This is a genomic window from Pseudomonas sp. W2Oct36, from assembly GCF_041060465.1.
Lineage (GTDB): Bacteria > Pseudomonadota > Gammaproteobacteria > Pseudomonadales > Pseudomonadaceae > Aquipseudomonas > Aquipseudomonas graminis_B.
Map to the genome: position 1 here is coordinate 433,048 of NZ_JAUERW010000003.1, position 20,356 is coordinate 453,403.

At 58.3% G+C, this 20,356-nt stretch carries 15 protein-coding genes and 2 pseudogenes; 11 read left to right on the top strand and 6 right to left on the bottom strand.

Going from position 1 to position 20,356, the window contains the following annotated elements; genetic code table 11:
* Positions 1-20: 20 nt before the first annotated feature.
* Positions 21-983: a thioredoxin-disulfide reductase gene (gene trxB, locus QWI18_RS07340; protein ID WP_296311850.1), complete on the bottom strand. Its 963-nt coding sequence runs from the start codon at positions 981-983 to the stop codon at positions 21-23.
* A 384-nt stretch (positions 984-1,367) separates the two neighbouring features.
* Between trxB and cysZ the strand changes: the two genes are divergently transcribed.
* The 5 genes and pseudogenes from cysZ (at position 1,368) to QWI18_RS07365 (ending at position 9,307) form a co-directional block, all read left to right on the top strand.
* The gene (gene cysZ, locus QWI18_RS07345; RefSeq protein WP_369318518.1) at positions 1,368-2,123 is read left to right on the top strand and encodes a sulfate transporter CysZ; all 756 of its coding nucleotides are present in this window, start codon (positions 1,368-1,370) and stop codon (positions 2,121-2,123) included.
* A 388-nt stretch (positions 2,124-2,511) separates the two neighbouring features.
* A pseudogene (locus QWI18_RS07350) lies at positions 2,512-4,827 on the top strand (type VI secretion system Vgr family protein); the annotation flags it as partial.
* Positions 4,828-6,517: 1,690 nt separating this feature from the next.
* On the top strand, positions 6,518-7,192 hold the full coding sequence (locus QWI18_RS07355) for a DUF2931 family protein (protein WP_296306659.1): 675 nt from the start codon (positions 6,518-6,520) through the stop codon (positions 7,190-7,192).
* A 237-nt stretch (positions 7,193-7,429) separates the two neighbouring features.
* Positions 7,430-8,101 carry a DUF2931 family protein gene (locus tag QWI18_RS07360; protein WP_369318519.1) on the top strand — a complete coding sequence of 224 codons (672 nt, stop codon included), beginning with the start codon at positions 7,430-7,432 and terminating at the stop codon, positions 8,099-8,101.
* Positions 8,102-8,194: 93 nt separating this feature from the next.
* On the top strand, positions 8,195-9,307 hold the full coding sequence (locus tag QWI18_RS07365) for a hypothetical protein (protein ID WP_369318520.1): 1,113 nt from the start codon (positions 8,195-8,197) through the stop codon (positions 9,305-9,307).
* 185 nt (positions 9,308-9,492) lie between these two features.
* On the opposite strand, the gene QWI18_RS07370 is transcribed toward QWI18_RS07365, so the two are convergent.
* Positions 9,493-10,050 (bottom strand): hypothetical protein, encoded by a 558-nt coding sequence (locus QWI18_RS07370; RefSeq protein WP_192132598.1) that lies wholly within the window; start codon positions 10,048-10,050, stop codon positions 9,493-9,495.
* A 279-nt stretch (positions 10,051-10,329) separates the two neighbouring features.
* Here QWI18_RS07370 and QWI18_RS07375 point away from each other — a divergent pair, with 279 nt between their 5' ends.
* Together QWI18_RS07375 and QWI18_RS07380 are read left to right on the top strand one after the other, a co-directional pair.
* Entirely contained in the window at positions 10,330-10,635 is a 306-nt protein-coding gene (locus QWI18_RS07375) for a hypothetical protein (RefSeq protein WP_192132596.1), read from the top strand.
* Positions 10,636-10,804: 169 nt separating this feature from the next.
* Positions 10,805-11,971, top strand: coding sequence for a glycosyltransferase family 1 protein (locus QWI18_RS07380; protein WP_192132594.1), 1,167 nt, complete (start codon positions 10,805-10,807; stop codon positions 11,969-11,971).
* A gap of 173 nt (positions 11,972-12,144) precedes the next feature.
* Here the strand turns inward: QWI18_RS07380 and QWI18_RS07385 are convergent, their stop codons facing one another.
* The 3 genes from QWI18_RS07385 to QWI18_RS07395 all read right to left on the bottom strand — a co-directional run bounded on the left by QWI18_RS07385 (position 12,145) and on the right by QWI18_RS07395 (position 14,455).
* On the bottom strand, positions 12,145-13,248 hold the full coding sequence (locus QWI18_RS07385) for an NADH:flavin oxidoreductase (protein WP_192132593.1): 1,104 nt from the start codon (positions 13,246-13,248) through the stop codon (positions 12,145-12,147).
* 124 nt (positions 13,249-13,372) lie between these two features.
* On the bottom strand, positions 13,373-13,855 hold the full coding sequence (locus tag QWI18_RS07390) for a glutathione peroxidase (protein ID WP_065991844.1): 483 nt from the start codon (positions 13,853-13,855) through the stop codon (positions 13,373-13,375).
* 114 nt (positions 13,856-13,969) lie between these two features.
* On the bottom strand, positions 13,970-14,455 hold the full coding sequence (locus QWI18_RS07395; protein ID WP_065991842.1) for a peptidylprolyl isomerase: 486 nt from the start codon (positions 14,453-14,455) through the stop codon (positions 13,970-13,972).
* Here QWI18_RS07395 and QWI18_RS07400 point away from each other — a divergent pair.
* The 3 genes and pseudogenes from QWI18_RS07400 (at position 14,424) to QWI18_RS07410 (ending at position 17,954) form a co-directional block, all read left to right on the top strand.
* Positions 14,424-14,785 (top strand): annotated as a pseudogene (locus QWI18_RS07400) (DUF3565 domain-containing protein). The gene QWI18_RS07395 and the pseudogene QWI18_RS07400 overlap by 32 nt on opposite strands.
* Positions 14,786-14,879: 94 nt before the next feature.
* Positions 14,880-16,973 carry a phosphate acetyltransferase gene (pta, locus tag QWI18_RS07405; RefSeq protein WP_192132591.1) on the top strand — a complete coding sequence of 698 codons (2,094 nt, stop codon included), beginning with the start codon at positions 14,880-14,882 and terminating at the stop codon, positions 16,971-16,973.
* A gap of 81 nt (positions 16,974-17,054) precedes the next feature.
* Complete coding sequence (locus QWI18_RS07410) at positions 17,055-17,954, top strand: acyltransferase (RefSeq protein WP_369318521.1); 900 nt, start codon at positions 17,055-17,057, stop codon at positions 17,952-17,954.
* Between the two features lie 67 nt (positions 17,955-18,021).
* On the opposite strand, the gene QWI18_RS07415 is transcribed toward QWI18_RS07410, so the two are convergent.
* The gene (locus QWI18_RS07415; RefSeq protein WP_369318522.1) at positions 18,022-18,723 is read right to left on the bottom strand and encodes an OmpA family protein; all 702 of its coding nucleotides are present in this window, start codon (positions 18,721-18,723) and stop codon (positions 18,022-18,024) included.
* Positions 18,724-19,146: 423 nt separating this feature from the next.
* Here QWI18_RS07415 and QWI18_RS07420 point away from each other — a divergent pair, with 423 nt between their 5' ends.
* A complete protein-coding gene (locus tag QWI18_RS07420; protein WP_369318523.1) occupies positions 19,147-20,346 on the top strand; it encodes an HD-GYP domain-containing protein in 1,200 nt (399 codons plus the stop codon).
* Positions 20,347-20,356: the final 10 nt, after the last annotated feature.

Sequence of the window (20,356 nt, forward strand, 5' to 3'; positions counted from 1 at the left end):
TTTTGCAACTGGAGGTCAGGTCAGAACGAAACGTTCGCCAGGCCGTCCAGGTAGCGCTCGACGTCCAGTGCCGCCATGCAGCCTGCGCCAGCCGAGGTGATTGCCTGACGGTAAACATGATCCGCCACGTCGCCGGCCGCGAAAACACCGTCAACGCTGGTGGCTGTCGCATTACCTTCGCGACCGCCTTGAACGACCATGTAGCCGTCTTTCAACGCCAACTGACCGTCAAACAAGCTGGTATTCGGCGTATGGCCGATGGCGATGAATACGCCGTCGACGGTCACTTCGGAATAGGTGCCGTCATTGTTCTTCAAGCGCGCACCGGTCACGCCCATGTTGTCGCCCAGCACTTCGTCCAGGGTGGCGTTGAGTTTGAGCTCGATCTTGCCCTCGGCAACACGTGCATGCAGTTTGTCGATAAGGATCTTCTCGGCGCGGAAGGTATCGCGACGGTGAACCAGGGTGACCTTACTGGCGATGTTGGCCAAGTACAGGGCTTCCTCGACGGCAGTGTTACCGCCCCCGACCACTGCGACCGGCTTGTTGCGATAGAAGAAACCATCGCAGGTCGCGCAGGCCGACACACCTTTGCCCATGAACGCTTCTTCGGACGGCAGACCCAGATAACGGGCGCTGGCGCCGGTGGCGATGATCAGCGCGTCGCAGGTGTAAGTGGCGTTGTCGCCTTTCAGGCTGAACGGTTTGCCTGCCAGATCCACTGCATTGATGTGATCGAAAACGATCTCGGTCTCGAAACGCTCGGCGTGTTCACGCATACGCTCCATCAAGGCCGGGCCGGTCAGGCCATGGGGGTCGCCCGGCCAGTTGTCGACTTCGGTGGTGGTGGTCAATTGACCGCCCGCCTGCATCCCGGTGATCAGCAACGGCTTGAGGTTGGCGCGCGCGGCATAGACTGCAGCGCTGTAACCGGCAGGGCCGGAGCCGAGAATAATCACTCGCGAATGACGTACATCAGACATGACACACTCCTATTGACCGGCCATCGTTATGCGTGGTCGGAGTCACTGGGTCTGAACCGGCGTACCGGTTGAGAGGGTTGGGACTGACGGAGCCTGTGGCTACACGGGGCGCCCGCCGATCCTGAAAACGAGAAGCTGCCACTCGGGGCACAGCAGCGGTAAAAGTTGGCCGCAAGCTTATCGGGGCGGAGAAGATTAAGGAAATATCGTTTCACAATCCAGCTCATAGGCCAGCCCTATGTGCGTCCTCCGCTTTGCACATGCAGTCCTGCATAGACTTTATCGCTGCACGATTGTTTCAGCGAATGTCGCACCTGCAGCGGCGCTTCCGCCCTCGTCGCAAAGCCGGTAAGGTCGGCGCGATATCACTGCCTGGAGGCACACATGCCTGCACCCGTCCTGTCTGGCCCTCAATACCTGCGCGAAGGCCTGAAACTGGTCCTTAGTCCTGGCCTGCGCCTGTTCGTGCTGCTGCCGCTGGCGATCAATCTGGTGCTGTTCAGCGCCATGATCTACTTCGCCGGCCACGAATTCAGGCTCTGGGTTGACTCCTTCATGCCGACCCTCCCCGGCTGGCTCAGCTTTCTCAACTACATCCTGTGGCCGTTGTTCGTGGTGCTCGTGGCGCTGATGGTGTTCTTCACCTTCACCATGATCGCCAACATCATCGCCGCGCCGTTCAATGGATTTCTCGCCGAGAAGGTGGAAGTGGTGTTGCGCGGGACGGACGATTTTCCTGCCTTCAGCTGGGGTGAGCTGGCGGAAATGGTGCCGCGCACCCTGAGCCGGGAAATGCGCAAACTGGGCTACTTCCTGCCCCGCGCCATTGGCCTGTTCATCCTTTCGTGGATCCCCGTGGTGAACCTTGTCGCCGCGCCGCTGTGGCTGATGTTCGGCGTGTGGATGATGGCTATCCAATACATCGACTACCCCGCCGATAACCACAAAATGAGCTGGCAAGACATGCTCGCCTGGCTGCGTGCCAAACGGTGGCAAAGCATGAGTTTCGGTGGGATTGTTTATCTGGTGCTGCTGATACCGGTGGTCAACATCCTGATGATGCCGGCGGCGGTGGCAGGAGCGACGTTGTTCTGGGTGAGGGAGCGTGGTGCGGAGACGCTGGCGGAGCGCATTCGCTGATGCAGAGAAAAGGCCTCGATTGAGGCCTTTTTTATACGCACGCTTTTTTAAACGGGACGATCAGCGCGCTGGGAATCCAGGGTTGCTGCCGACTATTCGACGTATTTTAAGCAGCCCGTTTCCGGAAAGCTGGCTCGCGCCACATCAAACTGCACAACTCTGCTTCCGCCTTCAGCCGGGAGCGTCGGGCGGCTCAAACGCCGTGCCCCTTGCGATCTGTGTAGGGCATTTCCTGATCTCCATTAGGACGCGTCCGGTTCGTGTTTTGCCTATGGAATGACGGTGAGGAATGCCTCATCTTCGCCCGCTTCAGCCCCTGTCATGGATGAGTTGATCGGTTCTTTATGGACCGGTCGGGGGTGCATTCTCCTGCCAGGGACGCTCATTCATGCTCACCGTATTGCCGCCTTTTTTCGATCACAGTCGCCATAAACTCGTCGTTCATAACCTGCCGGTGGCGCTTGATGTGCTGACGTTTGAGGGTGAGGAGCGGCTGAGTCAGCCCTTTCATTACCGCGTGGAATTTACCTCGGTTGAACGGGACATCGGCGCCGAGCGGATGCTCGGGCAGGATGCGCAGTTCAGTCTGCATGCGGCGGCCCACACGTTGCCGACTGCGATTCCAGGCTTGCCGGTGCCTTCGGTTAAACCGTTGCGCACGTTGCATGGGGTCATCACCGGCTTCAAGCGCCTGTCCGGTTCCGCTGATGAGGCGCGCTATGAAGTGACACTGGAGCCGCGACTGGCATTGCTGGGGCGTGGAAAGCAGTTTCGGATTTATCAGCATCAGTCGGTGCCGCAGATTGTCGAGAGCATTCTGCGCACACGGCATGATTTTGAGGGGCAGGATTTTCTGTTTTCGCTGGTGCGGGAGTATCCGAAGCGTGAGCAGGTGATGCAGTACGGCGAGAGCGATCTGGCGTTTGTTTCGCGGCTGCTGGCGGAAGTGGGGATCTGGTACCGCTTCACTAACGATGAGCGATTGGGCATTGCGGTCGTCGAATTTCATGATGATCAGCGTCATTACGTTCGCCCTCGGATCAGTCTGCCCTACCGGCCCCAGTCGGGTTTGGGCAGCAGCGGCGCGGATGGGGTCTGGGGTTTGCAGTCCAGTCATGGAGTGGTGGAAAAGAGTGTTCACTTTCAGGCTTATCACCACCGTGACGCCAGTGCTTGGCTGGACGGGGATGTAGATCAGACGCGTGGGGATTCCACGACTTATGGCGAGGCGTATCACTATGCCGAGCCGTACAAAGTGCTGGGAGACAAGCTCGATCAGGATGAGGATTTAGAGGGCGAAAGCGGGTTCTTCTACGCCCGCCTGCGGCATGAGCGGTATCTGAATAACCAGACGCGGCTGACCGGGATTAGCAGCAGCGCTTCGTTGGGATTGGCGCAGGTGCTGGCGATTTCCGGTGGTGCGCCTCAGGCGTTTGAGCCGGGTGCTGTGATCACGCGATTGCATTTGCGTGCAGCGCGGGATCGAAGCTTTGAACTGAGTTTTGAGGCGATTCCGTATTCCGAAAGCGTGTGTTTTCGGCCGCCTTTGCTGGCAAAGCCTGCGATAGCCGGCACCGTTCCGGCCTGTGTCACCAGCTCGCTGGCCAACGATCCCTATAGCCACATCGACAGCGAAGGCCGCTACAAGGTCAGCTTTCTGTTCGACCGCGACAGCTGGAAACTGGGTGAGGAAAGCCTGTGGTTGCGCCTCGCCCGCCCCTATGCCGGGGATACCCACGGACTGCACCTGCCACTGATCTGCGGCACCGAGGTGGCGATTGCCTTCGAGCAGGGCGACCCGGACCGGCCCTACATCGCCCATGCACTTCACGACAGCCGACATCCTGACCATGTGACGCTGCTGCGCAGCGATTACAAACGCAACGTCCTGCGCACCCCTGCCAACAACAAGCTGCGTATGGAGGACAATCGCGGCAAGGAACACATCAAACTCAGCACCGAGCACAGCGGTAAGAGCCAGCTAAACCTTGGGCATCTGGTCGACAACGAGAAAGACAAGCGCGGCGAAGGGTTTGAATTGCGCACCGACGGCTGGGGCGCGATTCGGGCGGGGCGCGGGCTTTTCATCAGTGCGGATGAACAGACCAGAGCCCACGGTCAGCAGCTCGACATGGACGCTGCAATCGACCAGCTCGAAACCGCGCTGTCCCTGGCCCGCACCATGGCCCAGGCTGCAAAGAGTGCGGGCGCCATTCCCGCCGATACGAGCGGCCAAACTCAACTGAACGATGCGCTGACTCACCTCACCGAGCCCGGTCTTCTGCTGCACGCACCGGCCGGCATTGGCATGGTCAGCCCCGAAGCGATCTGCCTGTCCTCTGGTCGCGAAAGCGTCGCCATCACCTCGTCACGCTCAACCGACCTCAGCGCCGGACGCAACATCACCGGCACTGCCGAAGGTGCAATCAGCCTGTGCGCCGTCACCAAGGGCCTGCAACTCAAAGCGGTTCAGGGCGACCTGCAAGTGCACGCGCAAACAGGCGCACTGCACGCACTGGCCAACAATGACATCAAGATTGAAAGCCTGGCCGGCCGGATCGAAATCAGCGCCCCGAAAGAGCTTGTTTTCAGCTGCGGCGGAGCCTTCATCCGCATCAAGGATGGCGAGATCGAGCTGGGTGCGCCCGGCAACATCTATCACCGGGCCGCTTATGTGTTGAAGGCCGGTGCCACCACGCTTACGACTCCGGTGACGCCAATACCTTATGGCTATGGGGCGGGGTACACCCTGGTCGATGCGCAACAGGCCGCCGCCCGTTTCGTCCGTTACCGGATCACCACGCAGAACGGCGAGGTGTTCAGCGGCGTGACCGACAAGGACGGTAAGACCATGCCCGTCCACACAATGTTGCCTGGAAACATCGCGATCGACTTTCCACGGCCCGAAGAATGGCTGACACCGCGTCCCGCACCTGAACTTGAGGAGGAAGAAGAGGAAGAGGTTGAACTGGAGCAGTTGATCACGTTGCGCATCGGCATGTTCTTCGATGGCACGGGTAACAACCGCGATAACAGTGAAAAAGCACGCGCTTGCTACGCCCGTGACGTGAATCTCGCAGAGGCAGCGCCTGACATTGTCGCGTTCTGCCAGAAGCACGGCTTTGATGGCAATGGCGGCGCACCGGACGACAGTTTCGGGAATGACAGCAGCAATGTGGCGAAGCTGTTTGAGCTCTACAGAGACGACAGCGACAAGCAAATTCCAGATGAGGAGATAGAGGCCGCACTTCGAGTCTACGTCGAAGGCATTGGCACGAGCAGCACGAAAGGTGACTCGCTGTATTCCCAAGCCACCGGGCTCGGCGCGCAAGGGGTCAGAGCCCGTGTTGAAGAAAGTCCCGGCCTGTTTCTTGAAACACTACGTAAGTTTGAACAGAACAATCCCAATAAGCGCATACAACGCATCGAATTCGACATCTTCGGATTCAGTCGAGGCGCTGCAGCAGCAAGGGATTTCGCAAATGAGCTGCTAAAAGGGGAAGAAAGCATTCTTGCAGCAGCCCTGCCTACCGGATCGCCCGTTTTGGCTGACAGGTTCGCTTGGCAGCGTCAAAAAGATTTCTGCATCAACTACATCGGCATTTTTGACACCGTGGCCGCCATTGCGGACTGGATGCACGGAGACTTCAACGGTAATAACGCCATCAACCCCGGAATCGATATTCGGCTGGCGCCGGGTACTGCGCGAAAAGTTGTACACCTCGTTGCCAAAGACGAGCGCCGCTTTAACTTTTCGTTAAATCAGGCTGGCGGTACCGAGATCTCTCTCCCAGGCGTGCATTCTGATCTGGGCGGCGGATACCTGCCCGATATGGTCGAGCGCGTGATGCTGAGCAAACCTCGCAACAACGAAATCGCTAAAAACGCACCTAACCACAGCGCTGTCAGTTATCAACTCACCCAGCAAGACTTGCAACAGGTCGAAGCGATCTACGCCAACTACGCCCTGCCGCTGGAAATCCGCACCTGGCATGTCGACGTCACCCACAACGCCAAAGGCGATGTCTCTCACACCAAGCGGGTTTATGCCGCAGTAAGCTGCCAGCGGGAAGTGCGCAACGATCTGGCGCTTGTTTACCTCAGGATCATGCGTGAGCTGGCGGTGCAGCATAGCGTGCCGTTTCGAGAAGTTCCTGACGAGGATAAACGGCTTGCCTTGCCTTCTGAGCTCCAGCCTATCCACGAGAAACTCAAGGCTTATGCGTTGGGAAAATCCAGCTCCTACGGTTTAAGCCCAACCGAAGAGGCATTGCTCTACCAACGTTACATTCACCTCTCTGCTCACTGGAATCCCGTCACTAACCCATCGGCTGAACGCGACACGCTGTTCACCAACCGGCCTGGCGAAAACTACCTGCGAACGGTGCATCTCAATGAATAAGCTCGTCCTAGGCGTCGCACTGATACTGCTGCTCACCAGTTGCACGACTGCTAGCAGCCGGTCAATGCCATATGACGCATGGCGCCTTGGCTTCTTCGCTCCCGATTACATGGAGGTCTGGATTGAGACAGCCAATGTGTTGGATAACAGCGGTTATGTAATTTTTGAAGCAGGCAGGGGGATACCCTCAATGACGTATCCCCGCGCTTTTAGCAAAGGGATTCCCGAGGTGTTCAAGGGCGACCCGAAGGGGTGGCCAGAGCGCCCCGGATGGGGCGCTGGGAAATACGTCAAGCGCGCAGACCTACCCAAAGAACTCTATATCCGCTGGCAATCGCTGGTTGAACCGCAGATTTATCACGCCCGTATCGATATTCCGGAGTCAATGAGGAAACTTATGCTTAAAGGAGAGAAAACCTTTTGCCGTGCCGATGCGAAATGGATCACCGATTACCGCAAAGCCATTGTCATCGGCCTGGCACCGGGCGGCATTGTAAAAGTTTGGGTAACAGGCCCCTGCTTGTCTCCCATTGAAGTTAAGAGGGTGCAGGCCACAGTTGATCCGACCGGGCCAAGTGACGGCTTATCTGATGGCAAGTTCGTTCAGCCATCGGCTGAGTCCAGAGCCTATGTCGAGAAATTCGGCATTCCGTATGGTTCGTGGTGAGAAATTAATGAAGGTGTTCATTGCTGGATGGACTACCGCCCGTTGCAGGGGAGCTCACCGCTTACGGGTTAGGGAAGTCCAACACCTACGTATTGAGTCCGGCCGAAGAGACATTGCTCTATCAACGCTATGTCTAGCTCTCCTACCACTGGAATCCGGCCAATGACTGGAACAGTAAATTCGATACCGTATTCATCAATCGCCCAAGTGATAACGGTCTGCGCATGGTGCATCCCAATGAATAAACTTTTGTTGCTAGCCCTGTCCTTGATGCTGCTCACTGGCTGCACTGCCGCAAACAGTCGCTCAATGCCATACAACGCGTGGCGCCTGGGTGTATTTGCCCCTGATTATACGGAGGCCTGGATTGAAACAGTCAATGTCCTAGACATCAGCGGTTATGTCAGCTTTGAAGCAGCCAGAGGTGTGCCGTCTATCGGCTATCCAAGAGCGCGAAGCAAGGGTCTACCAGACAAATTCAAAGGCGATCCCAAAGGCTGGCCCGAGCGCGTGGGATGGGGCAAAGGCAAATATCTCAAAGCTGACCTTCCTAAAGAGATTTATGTTCGCTGGCAATCACTGCTCGAACCACAGATCTATCACGCGCGCATCGACATCCCCGAATCAACCCGAGAGATCATGCGCAAAGGCGAAAAAGTATTTTGCCGTGCCGATGCGAAATGGATCACCGACTACCGCAAAGCCATCGTCATTGGCCTGGCACCGGGCGGCGTTGTAAAAATTTGGGTAACAGGCCCCTGCTTGTCTCCCATTGAGGTCACGAGGGTTCAGGCCAAGGTCGATCCGACCGGGCCAAGTGACGGCTTATCGGGTGGCAAGTTCGTTCAGCCATCGGCTGAGTCCAAAGCCTATGTTGAGAAATTCGGCATTCCATATGGTTCATGGTGAATAGTCGCTCTGAAATTCAGTTACCAACATCGATGGCCAATCATTCAAAGAACTTTTCTCAGCGCTTGAGGCGCGACATATGAAAGGGATGTTATGAATTTACTCAAGTTAACGGGCAGTTCTAGTTTCAAATTCTGCCTTATCGTTCTCCTATGGGTAATCGCGACTTGCACTCGCGCTGAAAGCCAAGCGTTGGAAGGACGATATTACCTGTACGGCGTGATGGAAATGGCGGCTGGACTGCAGCTGGAAAAAGACGGCACATTTACGGCGGGAGTCGAATATGGAAGTGCCAGTGGCTATGCAAAAGGGAAATGGTATGTCGAAGACGACGTCCTGACGTTAGAAAGCGAACCCACTCTTCGACCCGCTCATGAGCTTGCCTTCGACTCATTCAGGGAGCGGCCCAGGGATGCACTCTTGGAATACGCCATCCAGAATAAATACTCTCCATTGGATTTCTGGACAAGTCACTACATTTTGGAAATGCGTTACGCTCGTTACCGTGAGCCTCCTCGCATCAAGCCGGAGTTCGTCCACTTCCAATTTGACCATGGGCCCGCTGCCTCTATAAAGCTCACACCTGACCCATCGTCCCGTGCACTGCTTCACTACGACCCCGACAGGACAATTACAAAAATGGGGCTCAGTACTTCTCAAATGGCCACCCCGACACGCTGGTTCGACGTAGCACCCAGTAGCCGCATGTTCAACCTTTGGTGGAAAAAACCAACGAAGCAGCCGATCACTTACACAGAACCTGATGAGTTCACTTTAGCTGAGGCCCATCGAAGACTCGAAGAGCAAGATGCTCAGCAAATCGACACTCACTACCTGGTTGAAGTCTTTCATTACGATCCGATGAAGCCGCCTCCCATTAAGCCGATGACGGTGTATTGGCAATTCAAGGACGGATCGACCGTATCGAGTGTCTGGACGGATTCGGGTCAAGAAAGGATAGCCCTGCCCTACCAGGCCAACAAAGAACTGGAGAAAGTTGGCATGAGGATGGAGGGGGCGACCGAAGCCATTGAGTGGTTTGAGGTTACCCCGGAGGCGAGGTGGCTAATCGTAGAGTGGGACGCCAAGCCCGACCCGGCATTCGGAGCGCTATCGGATCTGTTTCAGTATCTGCAACTGGACGTCGCGCCCGGCTGCCTCGCTTTGGAGATAGGCGGCAGCACAGGTTGCTTCCGGCCTGGGTGACCCAGCGCGACCTGCTTGGCATGCTACTCGTAAGGCGGTGGCGGGAGCGACGTTTTTTCGGGTGAGGAGGCGTGGGGCGGCGACGCTGGCAGAGCGCATTCGCTGATGAAGAGAAAAGGCCTCGGTTGAGGCCTTTTTTGCGTGAGACGCAGGGGTTCTATCAGTGTAGCCACTCGCTCATCTGGCTAAAGGCCACGGCTGGAAAAATACATTCTGATAGCTTCAATCATGACAACGATGATTATCACAACGACCCAGCACATTAAGCCCAGCATCGCCCATACACCTTCACCGAAGGTAGAACCACACTTGCAGTTACCCTCGGCGTCGCGGTTCAGCTGGTTAATGAACGACTGCACTCTGAGCATGATCAGGAACTGTGCGAACGTCGAAATGACGGATATCCCTAGCGGGATAAGCCCAAGGCCTGCCGAAGCGACGCCTTTCGAACCTGTTGCGATGTTGTGGACGAACACAACAAGTGACGGGGCGAGTGCCAGAAGAATCATACCTGCCGCAAGCGTGCCCCAATAAGGCATCCCCCGCTGCCCTTTCTCCTTCAGCAAAGCGTCAACCTTGCCAAACATGAATGGCATATAAATCAGTCCGAAAATGGCGCGCGGGACCGGCCAGATCGGTTTCGCCGAATACGCTTTGTACCGCGACCAGTTTTTGTAATACCAGTAGAGCCCATACAACCCGCAAGTGATGAACATCATCACCGTCAGCTTGACCAGCGACACGGTTTAAAACGGCGGGCCGATTGTAGGCAAAGCCGTCAAATCGGCAACAGGTGGCGCGTTGAATTGCTCGGACACAGTGTTTCCTCCAGAAGTGAGGCGACGCATGCTAAAGGCGGAAACACTCTTTTAATCAACCTTGAGAAAATCAGGACGATTCCTACGACAGTATTCGCCACGTCCCACAGCCTTCCTGTTTAACCATGGGCATGCCCACTCCGGGCGAGCATTTGCCGCCGCGTTCGATCGCCCGGCGTGTTCATCAGCAGGAGTTAGATGCCCATGGATTCAACCCCACTGAACACCCTGATCAAAACCACTGTCAGTCCTGCGTCCTTTGCAATGGACCGACAGAAGAAGCCGGAACCCCATGCCCCCGCGTTCATGCAGGCACTGGCGCAGGCGACTCAGCCGTTCGTTTCGAACACCCTCAAAGCTGAATCCGCGAACCTTGCCAGGCCCGCAGAACCCCGTTCGCACCTGCAACTGACCAGCCTGAACCCGCTGCAGACCCATTACGTGCCAGAACCGGCTGCCTTCGAACGCATCGGCGAGTCGAGGCTTGTGCCCTTCACTGTTGGTGGCTGACGCGTCCCGTGTCACCGCAGTCTTATTCGAACCTGACCGGGTCGTATGTCGCTCTTAAATCGGTCAGGTTCGAGCGACGCCAATTCCAAATCCCGGCCAGTCATTTGCAGTCACAAATCCATCACTGAACCGCCACACAAGCGCAACGACCCCCTCAGAAACTGATGTCATGAGTAAATCCCTGCGCATTACCCTGATCACCGAAACCTATGCCCCGGAAATAAACGGCGTGGCCAACACGCTCAGCCGTTTGTGCGACGGTCTGCGCCTGCGGGGGCATCGGGTTGAGGTGATTCGGCCACGGCAAAGCGAGGACGAGCTGCGCGCGGCCGGGGAGGATTTGATGTTGTGCCGTGGCTGGCCGATTCCGGGGTATCCCGGGTTGCAGTGGGGGCAGTCGTCGATGCACAAACTCCTGCGTCGATGGCAGCGCAATCGTCCGGACGTGCTGTATATCGCCACGGAAGGCCCGTTGGGGCTGTCGGCGCTGCGTGCCGCACGGCGACTGGGGATTGCCATCGTCAGCGGTTTTCACACCAACTTCCAGCAATACACCCGGCAGTACGGGCTGAGCTTCGTCACTCGCCTGCTGACGACCTACCTGCGCTGGTTTCACAACCGCTCCAACGCCACCCTGGTGCCCAGTTTCACGCAGAAATCCGAACTCGAACGCCGAGGCTTCGAGCGATTGGAGTTGCTGTCCCGGGGCGTTGATTGCCAGTTGTTTCACCCGTCGAAGCGTTCGAGTGCGCTACGTGAAAGCTGGGGCCTTGAACCGGGCGATACGGCAGTCCTGCATGTGGGACGGCTGGCGGCGGAGAAAAACCTGGGGCTGCTGAAAATCACCTTTGACGGACTGGTGAGCACCTATCCCGAGAAAAACCTGCGCCTGGTGATTGTCGGCGACGGACCGGTCAGGCCGACGCTGCAACGTCAGCTCCCGAACGCCATCTTCTGCGGCACCCAGCGCGGGGATTCGCTGGCGGCGCACTATGCGTCGAGTGATCTGTTTCTGTTCCCGAGCCTGACTGAAACCTTCGGCAACGTCGTGCTGGAAGCGTTGGCGTCAGGGCTGGGGGTGGTCGCCTATGACGAAGCCGCAGCGGCCCAACATATTCGCCACGGCCACAATGGCGCGGTGGCGATGCCCGGGGATGAGGAAGGGTTCATCGACGCCGCACGCTGGATGCTGGAAGATGAAGAAACCTTGCGTCGGGTCAGGCTGAATGCCCGGCAACACGCGAGTCGTCAGGGATGGGCCGGGATTATCGACTCATTCGAGACTTATTTGCGCGCTGCGAGCGAGACGCGGGATGGGGTTGTTTTGGGGGTGTGAACGGGACAGTAGCGACCCAGCGATGGGTGCAGTCAGGGACAGATTAATTTACGGTGAAGCGCTGTAAATAAATCAGTCCCTTTTCTTGTCCCTTTTCTTGCAAATAAATCAGTCCCTTTTCTTGCAAATAAATCAGTCCCTTTTCTTGCATTTCCTTCACTAGTCCCTTTCCTTCACTCCAATCGGCTCAGGGCTTCGCGGCTGAACGGCAAGATGTCGTGCTCGCGGCCTTCCTTCACTTTCATGGCCCAGTCCGGGTCGACCAGCAGCGCACGGCCGACTGCGACGAGATCGAACTCCTCGTCACCCAGACGCTTGAGCAGGTTTTCCAGGCTCGCGGGCTGAGCGACTTTGTCGGTGTTGACCATGAACTGCAGAAACTCGCCGTCCAGTCCGACACTGCCCACCGTGATGGTAGGTTTACCGGTGAGCTTGCGCGTCCATCCGGCCAGGTTCAGGTCGGAGCCTTCGAACTCAGGCTCCCAGAAACGCCGTGTCGAGCAGTGGAAAATGTCGACGCCTGCGTCGGAAAGGGGCTTGAGGAACGCGTCGAGCTCTTCCACCGTTTGCACCAGCCGTGCGCTGTAATCCTGCTGTTTCCACTGCGAGTAACGAAAGATGATCGGATAATCCGGGCCCACTGCTGCTCGTACGGCCTGGATCAGTTCGATGGCAAAGCGTGAGCGGTGCGCGAGGTCTCCGCCGTACTCGTCGGTGCGCTGATTGGTGCCTTCCCAGAAGAACTGATCGACCAGATAGCCATGGGCGCCATGGATCTCGACGCCGTCCATGCCGATGGCCTTGGCGTCTTTCGCCGCCTGGGCGAACGCCGCGATGACCTCGTCGATGTCTTGCTTGCTCATGCCATGAACGACAACGTTGCCGTCCTTGAGCTTCTCGGTCGGGCCATAGGCCGGCACCGTGCCATCCGGCTCAGTGCCCAGCCGACGCACAGCGCCCACGTGCCAGAGTTGCGGCACAATCTTGCCGCCTTCTGCATGAACCGCTTCCACCACTTTGCGCCACCCCTCCAGCGCCGCGTCGCCGAAGAACTGCGGCACGTTGGGGTAGCCATTTGAAGCCTTGTGCCCGACCGTGGTGCCTTCGGTGATGATCAAACCAACGCCCGCAGACGCACGACGACGGTAGTACTCGATGACGTTGGAATTGGGTACGCCGCCGGGTGAAAACGAGCGGGTCATCGGCGCCATGACGATGCGCGTCGGCAACTCGAGGCTGCCCATATGGAAGGGTTTGAACAAGGCTTGAGCAGGCATGCAGGCGTCCTCGGCATTCTGGAAATATGATGAAGGTCATACAGAATGAGCCGAAGCGCAGGTGATACGAAGCACTATTGACTGGAGTGATTAAGGCTCAGAAGACGCGCAGCAAAGCGAAATACTAGGGCAGCGCCTTCTCGATCGCGCTCACCACCTTGGCGTCATCCGGGAGCGTACTTGGGGAGAAGCGTGCCAGAACGCGGCCATCCTTGCCGACGAGAAACTTCTCGAAATTCCAGGTGATGTCCCCGGGAAACTCGGCGCCTTCGCCTGCGAGCATCTGGTACAGCCGATGCCGGTGCGGTCCGTTGACGTCGAGCTTGTCGCCCAGCGGAAAGGTCACGCCGTAGTTCAGCGAACAGAACGCCTGAATCTCTTCCTGAGTACCGGGCTCCTGACCAGCGAACTGATTGCACGGCAACCCGAGAACGCTGAAGCCTTGATCCTTGTACTTCTGGTACAGGGTTTCCAGCCCGGCGTATTGCGGGGTCAGGCCACATTTTGAAGCGACGTTGACCACCAGAACCACTTTGCCCTTGAGCGGCGCGAGGGGTAGCTCCTGGCCATCCAGAGCCTTCAATTTCAGCTCGTGAAATACACTCATGACGACTCCCCTAGAAACCCTTGGCCGAAAAAGGCGCCCTGTCAGACTGCAAAAACAAATGTTTTCACAAGACCGCGAGGACGCCTGGCCAGCTCACTCAGCTTAGCAGGACAATCAGTGGTGATGACCACCTTCGCCGTGCACGTGACCGTGGGCCACTTCTTCTTCGCTGGCATCGCGGATGTCGACGATCTTCACATCGAAGTTCAAGCGCTGACCGGCCAGTGGGTGGTTGCCGTCGACGGTGACGTCGTCGCCGTCCAGATCACGGATGGTCACGATCTGCATCTGGCCGTCCGGAGCGGAGGCATGGAACTGCATGCCGACTTCCAGTTCGTCGACACCTTCGAACATGCTGCGGTTCAGGGTGCTGACCAGTTCGGCGGAGTATTCGCCGTACGCATCTTCAGGCTCGATGGCCACTTTCAGTTCGTCGCCGACCTCCTTGCCATCCAGTGCCTTTTCCAGACCCGGGATGATATTGCCTGCACCTTGCAGGTAAACCAGCGGCGCGCCGCCGGCAGAACTGTCGATGACCTCACCAGCGTCATTGGTCAGGGTATAGTCGATGGAGACAGCCTTGTTGGCGGCGATCGGCATGGGGCGAGACCTTTTGCAAATAGATATGAGCGGCCAAGTCTAACCAAGCAGTCGCGCGAAAGCGAACGCAACTCAGACGGACGGCCCCGATTGGAATCCCCTAAAGCTCCCTCCCCCCACTCAATCATTACCGGCTTTGTTCAGGACGAGGACGGTCATTGGGTGGTTGAACTGTCCTGCGGTCACACCCAGCATTTGCGCCACGACCCGCCTTGGCAATCCCGGTCCTGGGTGCTTGATCCGGCGCAGCGCCAGGCAACAATCGGCCAGTCCTTTCACTGCGGCTGGTGCGCGTCGGGGTCAGATAACGATAACCTTGGGCCCCCTTGAGACGCTGCGACTGAACAGCGTCCTGGTTTATCCGGTCCGATGGCTGAATTCATAGCGCCATGACCCTTGCACTGCTCATTTTCGAGAAGCCCGCATGCAGACTTTCTTTATCGCGCCCACAGATTTTGGTGTGGGCCTGACGTCCATCAGCCTAGGGCTGGTGCGCACCCTGGAGCGTGCCGGGCTCAAGGTTGGTTTTTTCAAGCCGATCGCCCAGCCTCATCCCGGGGACGTGGGCCCCGAACGCTCCACTGAACTGATCGCCCGCACCCACGGCCTCAAGCCGCCCAAGCCATTGGGGTTGAGCCACGTCGAGCGCATGCTCGGCGAAGGCCAGCTCGACGATCTGCTGGAAGAAATCATCCAGCTGTATCAAGAGGCCTCGATTGGCCGCGACGTGCTGATCGTAGAAGGCATGGTCCCGACCCGCAGCGCCAGCTACGCGGCGCGGGTCAACCTGCACATGGCCAAGGCGCTGGACGCGGAAGTCATTCTCGTATCGGCCCCGGAAAACGAAGTGCTGACCGAGCTTTCCGGCCGCGTGGAGCTGCAGGCGCAGATGTTCGGCGGCCCGAAAGATCCGAAAGTGCTCGGTGTGATCCTCAACAAGGTCCGCACCGACGAGAGCATGGAAGCCTTCTCGGCACGGCTCAAGGAGCACTCGCCACTGCTGCGCAGCGGTGATTTCCGCCTGCTCGGCTGCATTCCGTTTCAGGCAGACCTGAACGCACCGCGCACCCGTGACGTCGCCGACCTGCTCGGTGCGCAAGTGATCAACGCCGGCGATTACGAACAGCGGCGCATGTCGAAGATCATCATCTGCGCCCGCACGGTGCTCAACACGCTGCAACTGCTCAAGCCGGGCGTGCTGGTGGTCACACCGGGGGATCGTGATGACATCATTCTGGCCGTGAGCCTGGCGACGCTGAACGGCGTGCCGTTGGCCGGACTGCTGCTGACCAGCGACACCCTGCCCGATCCGCGCATCATGGACCTGTGCCGAGGCGCACTGCAGGCCGGGTTGCCGGTCCTGTCGGTGAGCACCGGTTCCTACGAGACCGCGACGCAGCTCAATCAGCTGAACAAGGAAATCCCCATCGATGACCGCGAACGCGCGGAGATCATCACCGATTTCGTCGCCAGCCACCTCGATGCCAACTGGCTGCATCAGCGCTGCGGCACGCCGCGTGAGATGCGCCTGTCGCCCGCAGTGTTCCGCTATCAACTGATCCAGCGCGCCCAGGCGGCAAACAAACGTATTGTGCTGCCCGAAGGCGCAGAGCCATTGACCGTGCAAGCGGCGGCCATTTGTCAGGCCCGCGGCATTGCCCGCTGCGTGCTGCTGGCCAAGCCCGAAGAAGTGAACGCCGTCGCGCGAGCCCATGGCATCGAACTGCCGCCGGGGTTGGAGATTCTCGATCCGGATCAGATCCGCGAGCGCTATGTCGGGCCGATGGTGGATCTGCGCCGCAGCAAAAACCTCAATGCGCCGATGGCCGAGCAGCAACTGGAGGATCCGGTGGTGATCGGCACCATGATGCTGGCCCTCGACGAAGTAGACGGGCTGGTGTCGGGGGTGATCCATTCGACCGCCAACACCATTCGGCCTGCCTTGCAGCTGATCAAGACGGCGCCAGGCTGCACCCTCGTTTCATCGGTGTTTTTCATGCTGTTTCCGGAGCAGGTGCTGGTGTACGGCGACTGCATCATGAACCCGCACCCGACCGCCACCGAGCTGGCGGAGATCGCCGTGCAGAGCGCGGATTCGGCCGTGGCGTTCGGCCTGTCACCGCGGGTGGCGATGATCAGCTACTCCAGCGGCAATTCCGCCAGCGGCGAAGAAGTGGAAAAGGTACGAGAGGCCACGCAACTGGCGCGCGAGACCCAGCGTGGTTTGTTGATCGACGGGCCTTTGCAATACGATGCCGCCGCCAACGAGCACGTCGCCCGGCAACTGGCGCCGGACAGCCCGGTGGCGGGTCGCGCCAATGTATTCGTGTTTCCGGACCTGAACACCGGCAACACGACGTACAAAGCGGTGCAGCGCAGTGCGGATTGCGTAAGCCTCGGCCCGATGCTGCAAGGCCTGCGCAAGCCGGTCAATGATCTGCCGCGCGGCGCTCAGGTCGACGACATCGTCTATACCATTGCACTGACGGCGATTCAGGCGGCCACGTTGCCGCAATAACATTGCGCTGCAATATCGCTTGCCCACAATAACCCCGCCGGGACCCACCGGCGGCCGACTGCCCCCCGGAGTTCGATTCACATGGATTTCCTGCCCGCCCCTTTGCGCGGCGTCATCGCCTCGTTGCTGTTGGCGCTCAACACAATTCTCTGCTGCACGCCGCTGTTCGTCGTTGCCATCTTCAAGCTGTGCCTGCCCTTCCCGGCCGCGCAAAAGGTGACCGACTGGCTGATGAGCCACATCCACGAAGCGTGGATCAGCAATAACAACGCCTGGATGGACGTGATCGGCCACACCCGCTGGCACCTGAGTGGGCTGGACAGGCTGGACTATCAGCACTCGTACCTGGTAACGAGCAATCACCAGAGCTGGGTTGACATCATGGTGCTGCAGTACGTGCTCAACCGGCACATCCGCCCGCTCAAGTTCTTCCTCAAGCAGGAGCTGATCTGGGTGCCGGTGATTGGCCTCGCCTGGTGGGCGCTGGGCTTTCCGTTCATGAAGCGCTACAGCAAGGCTTATCTGGTCAAGCACCCGGAAAAGAAAGGCAAGGACCTCGCCACCACCCGCCGCACCTGTGCGAAGTTTCGCAACAATCCGGTGGGCATTTTCAACTTCGTCGAAGGCACGCGCTTCACCGAAGCCAAGCACGCACAGCAGAACTCGCCATTCCGTTACCTGCTGAAGCCCAAGGCAGGCGGCATCGCTTTTGTGCTGGACGCCATGGGCGAGCAGCTGGAATCCATCGTCAACGTGACCATTCATTACCCGGCCGGTCGGCCAGGGTATTGGGACCTGCTCTGCGGCAACGTGCGCGAAGTGGTCGCGCATTTCGAAGAAGTGCAGATCCCGCCGCAGTTCATTGGCAAAAGCTACGACCAGGACGATGCCTACCGCCTGGAGTTTCAGCAGTGGATCAATCGGTTGTGGGAAGACAAGGACGCATTGCTCGCGCAGATGCATGAACAGTATCCGGGTTGAACGCTTGTAGGCCCCGATGCAAAAACCCCGGCTCACTGGCCGGGGTTTTTGGTTTCACGTCACGCGGTTACTGCTGTTGTTGGTATTGCTGGCCAGGAATCGGCTTGAGGTTGACCTCAACGCGGCGGTTCTGGGCGCGACCGTTGACGTCGGCGTTGCTGGCAATCGGCGAATCAGGACCGGCACCGCGCACCGACAGGTGAGCCGCATCAACCCCTTGGGAGGTCAGGTAGGTCGCGACGCTCTGGGCGCGCTGCTGCGACAGGTCCATATTGTGCTGACGGCTGCCGGTGCTGTCGGTGTAGCCGACGATCTCAATCATGTTCTGGTTGTACTGCTTCAGCGAACCGGCCAGGTTATTCAGCGGCGAGTAAAAGCTGCTGGCAATGGCTGACGAATCAGTGGCAAACGTGATGTTGCCCGGCATCACCAGTTTGATGTTGTCGCCCTCGCGTTGAACTTCAACGCCGGTGTTGGCCATGCTGGCGCGCAGTGCAGCTTCCTGCTTGTCGGCGTAGTAGCCGTAACCGGCAGATGCCGCGCCTGCTACGGCAGCGCCAATCAGCGCACCTTTGCCACGGTTGTTGTGATCGATGGCAGCACCGGCGACGGCGCCGGCCAATGCACCCAGGCCGCCATACTTGGCGGTCTTGCTCATGCCGCCGGAGTTCTGCGCCTGCCCCTGATTGTCGTATGGGTTCTGCGTTGCGCATCCGGAAAGCACGGTCAGTGCGGTGGCAGCAATGATCAAACGGCGAAAGGTCAACATCAAGGAGAGCTCCTGTTTTGCTTTTCTACGGCCAAACATAAAGGCCGACGATTTGGGCAATTAGAGCATGCACCCCGTCAAAAATTCCTTAACGCGGGCTGAACCGCCAGTGCACGACCAAAGGCCGCATTTCTTTACTCACAAAAGCAAATATTTAGGTGCGTTTTTGACATGCTGTTCATCGTATTTATTGACTGATCCGAACCTTGGTGGTTGCCCATAATCTACATAAATCATTGATGCAGATGCGTTTATGGCAGCGCCACCCTAATGCACCCAAAATTTAACAGGGTTTAATTTCTCCAGCGCTTTCCTATACTGGCAATGCGCAAGTACTGGAAAGCGCAGTGATGAAGCACTCAACAAAGATCGCTCTCACTTTCAGGTAAGGCAGCGCTGTATAACCGCGCAAGAGCTGACTCTATGCTAAGAAAAATCCCCGTTTCCGACCTCACGCTGGGCATGTACATCCACGAGTTCTGCCGCCCCCGGATCAACGATCCGTTCTGGACCGCGCACGTCGAACGCGAACTCAGCGACGACGCGGTGTTGCGGCACATTCAGGCGTCGACCCGTGAAGTCTGGATCGATACCCATCTTGGCAAAAGCCCTGCCGACAGCTCGCCAGCCGAACAGACCTTCCCTGATTGTCCCGACCCATCCGAAACTGCGCCGTGCAGCCTGGAAATGGAACTGACCCGCGCGCGCCTGATTTGTGGGCGCGCGAAAGCGCTAGTGATGACCATGTTCAGCGATGCCCGGATGGGCCGGGCGATGAACACCGAAGACGTCGATCTGTTGGTGGAGGAAATTGCCACGTCCGTGATGCGCCACCCCCACGCACTCATCAGCCTGTCGCGCTTGAAGACGACCGATGAGTACACCTACATGCACTCGGTGGCGGTGTGCGCATTGATGGTTGCGCTCGCGCGGCAGATGGAGCTGGATGAGGATCAGGTGCGTGAAGCCGGCGTCGCCGGGCTGATGCATGACGTCGGCAAAATGATGATCGACTCGGCCATTCTCAATAAGCCTGATCGCCTCACCTACGAAGAATACGAAGTCATGAAGCACCATCCGCAGGCCGGTCTGGAAATCCTCCAGGGCTGCGAGCGGGTGACCCGACTGGTGATGGACGTGTGCCTGCATCATCACGAAAAAATCGACGGAAGCGGTTATCCCCACGGGCTGAAAAGTGACGAGATCAGTCTGCTGGCGAAAATGGGCGCTATCTGTGACGTCTATGACGCGGTGACTTCGGACCGGCCCTACAAGAAAGGCTGGGACGCCGCGCATTCGGTTCGCGAGATGGCGTCCTGGAAAGGCCACTTCGATGCGACGGTATTCCAGCACTTCGTCAAGACCGTCGGTATCTACCCCGTGGGCGCGTTGGTTCGTTTGAAAAGCGAGCGTCTGGGCGTGGTGGTCGAGCAGGATGAAAAGTCCCTGCTGCACCCGAAAGTGAAGGTTTTTCTGTCTACCCGGACCCGCATGCCCTTCGAGCCGCACGTCATCAACCTCGCCTGCCCCTCGGTAAGCGATGGCATCCTCAAGTTCGAACTGGCTGAAGACTGGGGCCTTCTGGACGTGGTCAGCATGTGGGCGGGTCAGCCCGCCGCCTGAGTGTGCCGTC

Bases quoted from the DNA above. Each gene is read 5' to 3' on its own strand.
- trxB (WP_296311850.1), bottom strand. From the start codon at position 983: ATGTCTGATGTACGTCATTCGCGAGTGATTATTCTCGGCTCCGGCCCT.
- cysZ (WP_369318518.1), top strand. From the start codon at position 1,368: ATGCCTGCACCCGTCCTGTCTGGCCCTCAATACCTGCGCGAAGGCCTG.
- QWI18_RS07355 (WP_296306659.1), top strand. From the start codon at position 6,518: ATGAATAAGCTCGTCCTAGGCGTCGCACTGATACTGCTGCTCACCAGT.
- QWI18_RS07360 (WP_369318519.1), top strand. From the start codon at position 7,430: ATGAATAAACTTTTGTTGCTAGCCCTGTCCTTGATGCTGCTCACTGGC.
- QWI18_RS07365 (WP_369318520.1), top strand. From the start codon at position 8,195: ATGAATTTACTCAAGTTAACGGGCAGTTCTAGTTTCAAATTCTGCCTT.
- QWI18_RS07375 (WP_192132596.1), top strand. From the start codon at position 10,330: ATGGATTCAACCCCACTGAACACCCTGATCAAAACCACTGTCAGTCCT.
- QWI18_RS07380 (WP_192132594.1), top strand. From the start codon at position 10,805: ATGAGTAAATCCCTGCGCATTACCCTGATCACCGAAACCTATGCCCCG.
- QWI18_RS07385 (WP_192132593.1), bottom strand. From the start codon at position 13,248: ATGCCTGCTCAAGCCTTGTTCAAACCCTTCCATATGGGCAGCCTCGAG.
- QWI18_RS07390 (WP_065991844.1), bottom strand. From the start codon at position 13,855: ATGAGTGTATTTCACGAGCTGAAATTGAAGGCTCTGGATGGCCAGGAG.
- QWI18_RS07395 (WP_065991842.1), bottom strand. From the start codon at position 14,455: ATGCCGATCGCCGCCAACAAGGCTGTCTCCATCGACTATACCCTGACC.
- pta (WP_192132591.1), top strand. From the start codon at position 14,880: ATGCAGACTTTCTTTATCGCGCCCACAGATTTTGGTGTGGGCCTGACG.
- QWI18_RS07410 (WP_369318521.1), top strand. From the start codon at position 17,055: ATGGATTTCCTGCCCGCCCCTTTGCGCGGCGTCATCGCCTCGTTGCTG.
- QWI18_RS07415 (WP_369318522.1), bottom strand. From the start codon at position 18,723: ATGTTGACCTTTCGCCGTTTGATCATTGCTGCCACCGCACTGACCGTG.
- QWI18_RS07420 (WP_369318523.1), top strand. From the start codon at position 19,147: ATGCTAAGAAAAATCCCCGTTTCCGACCTCACGCTGGGCATGTACATC.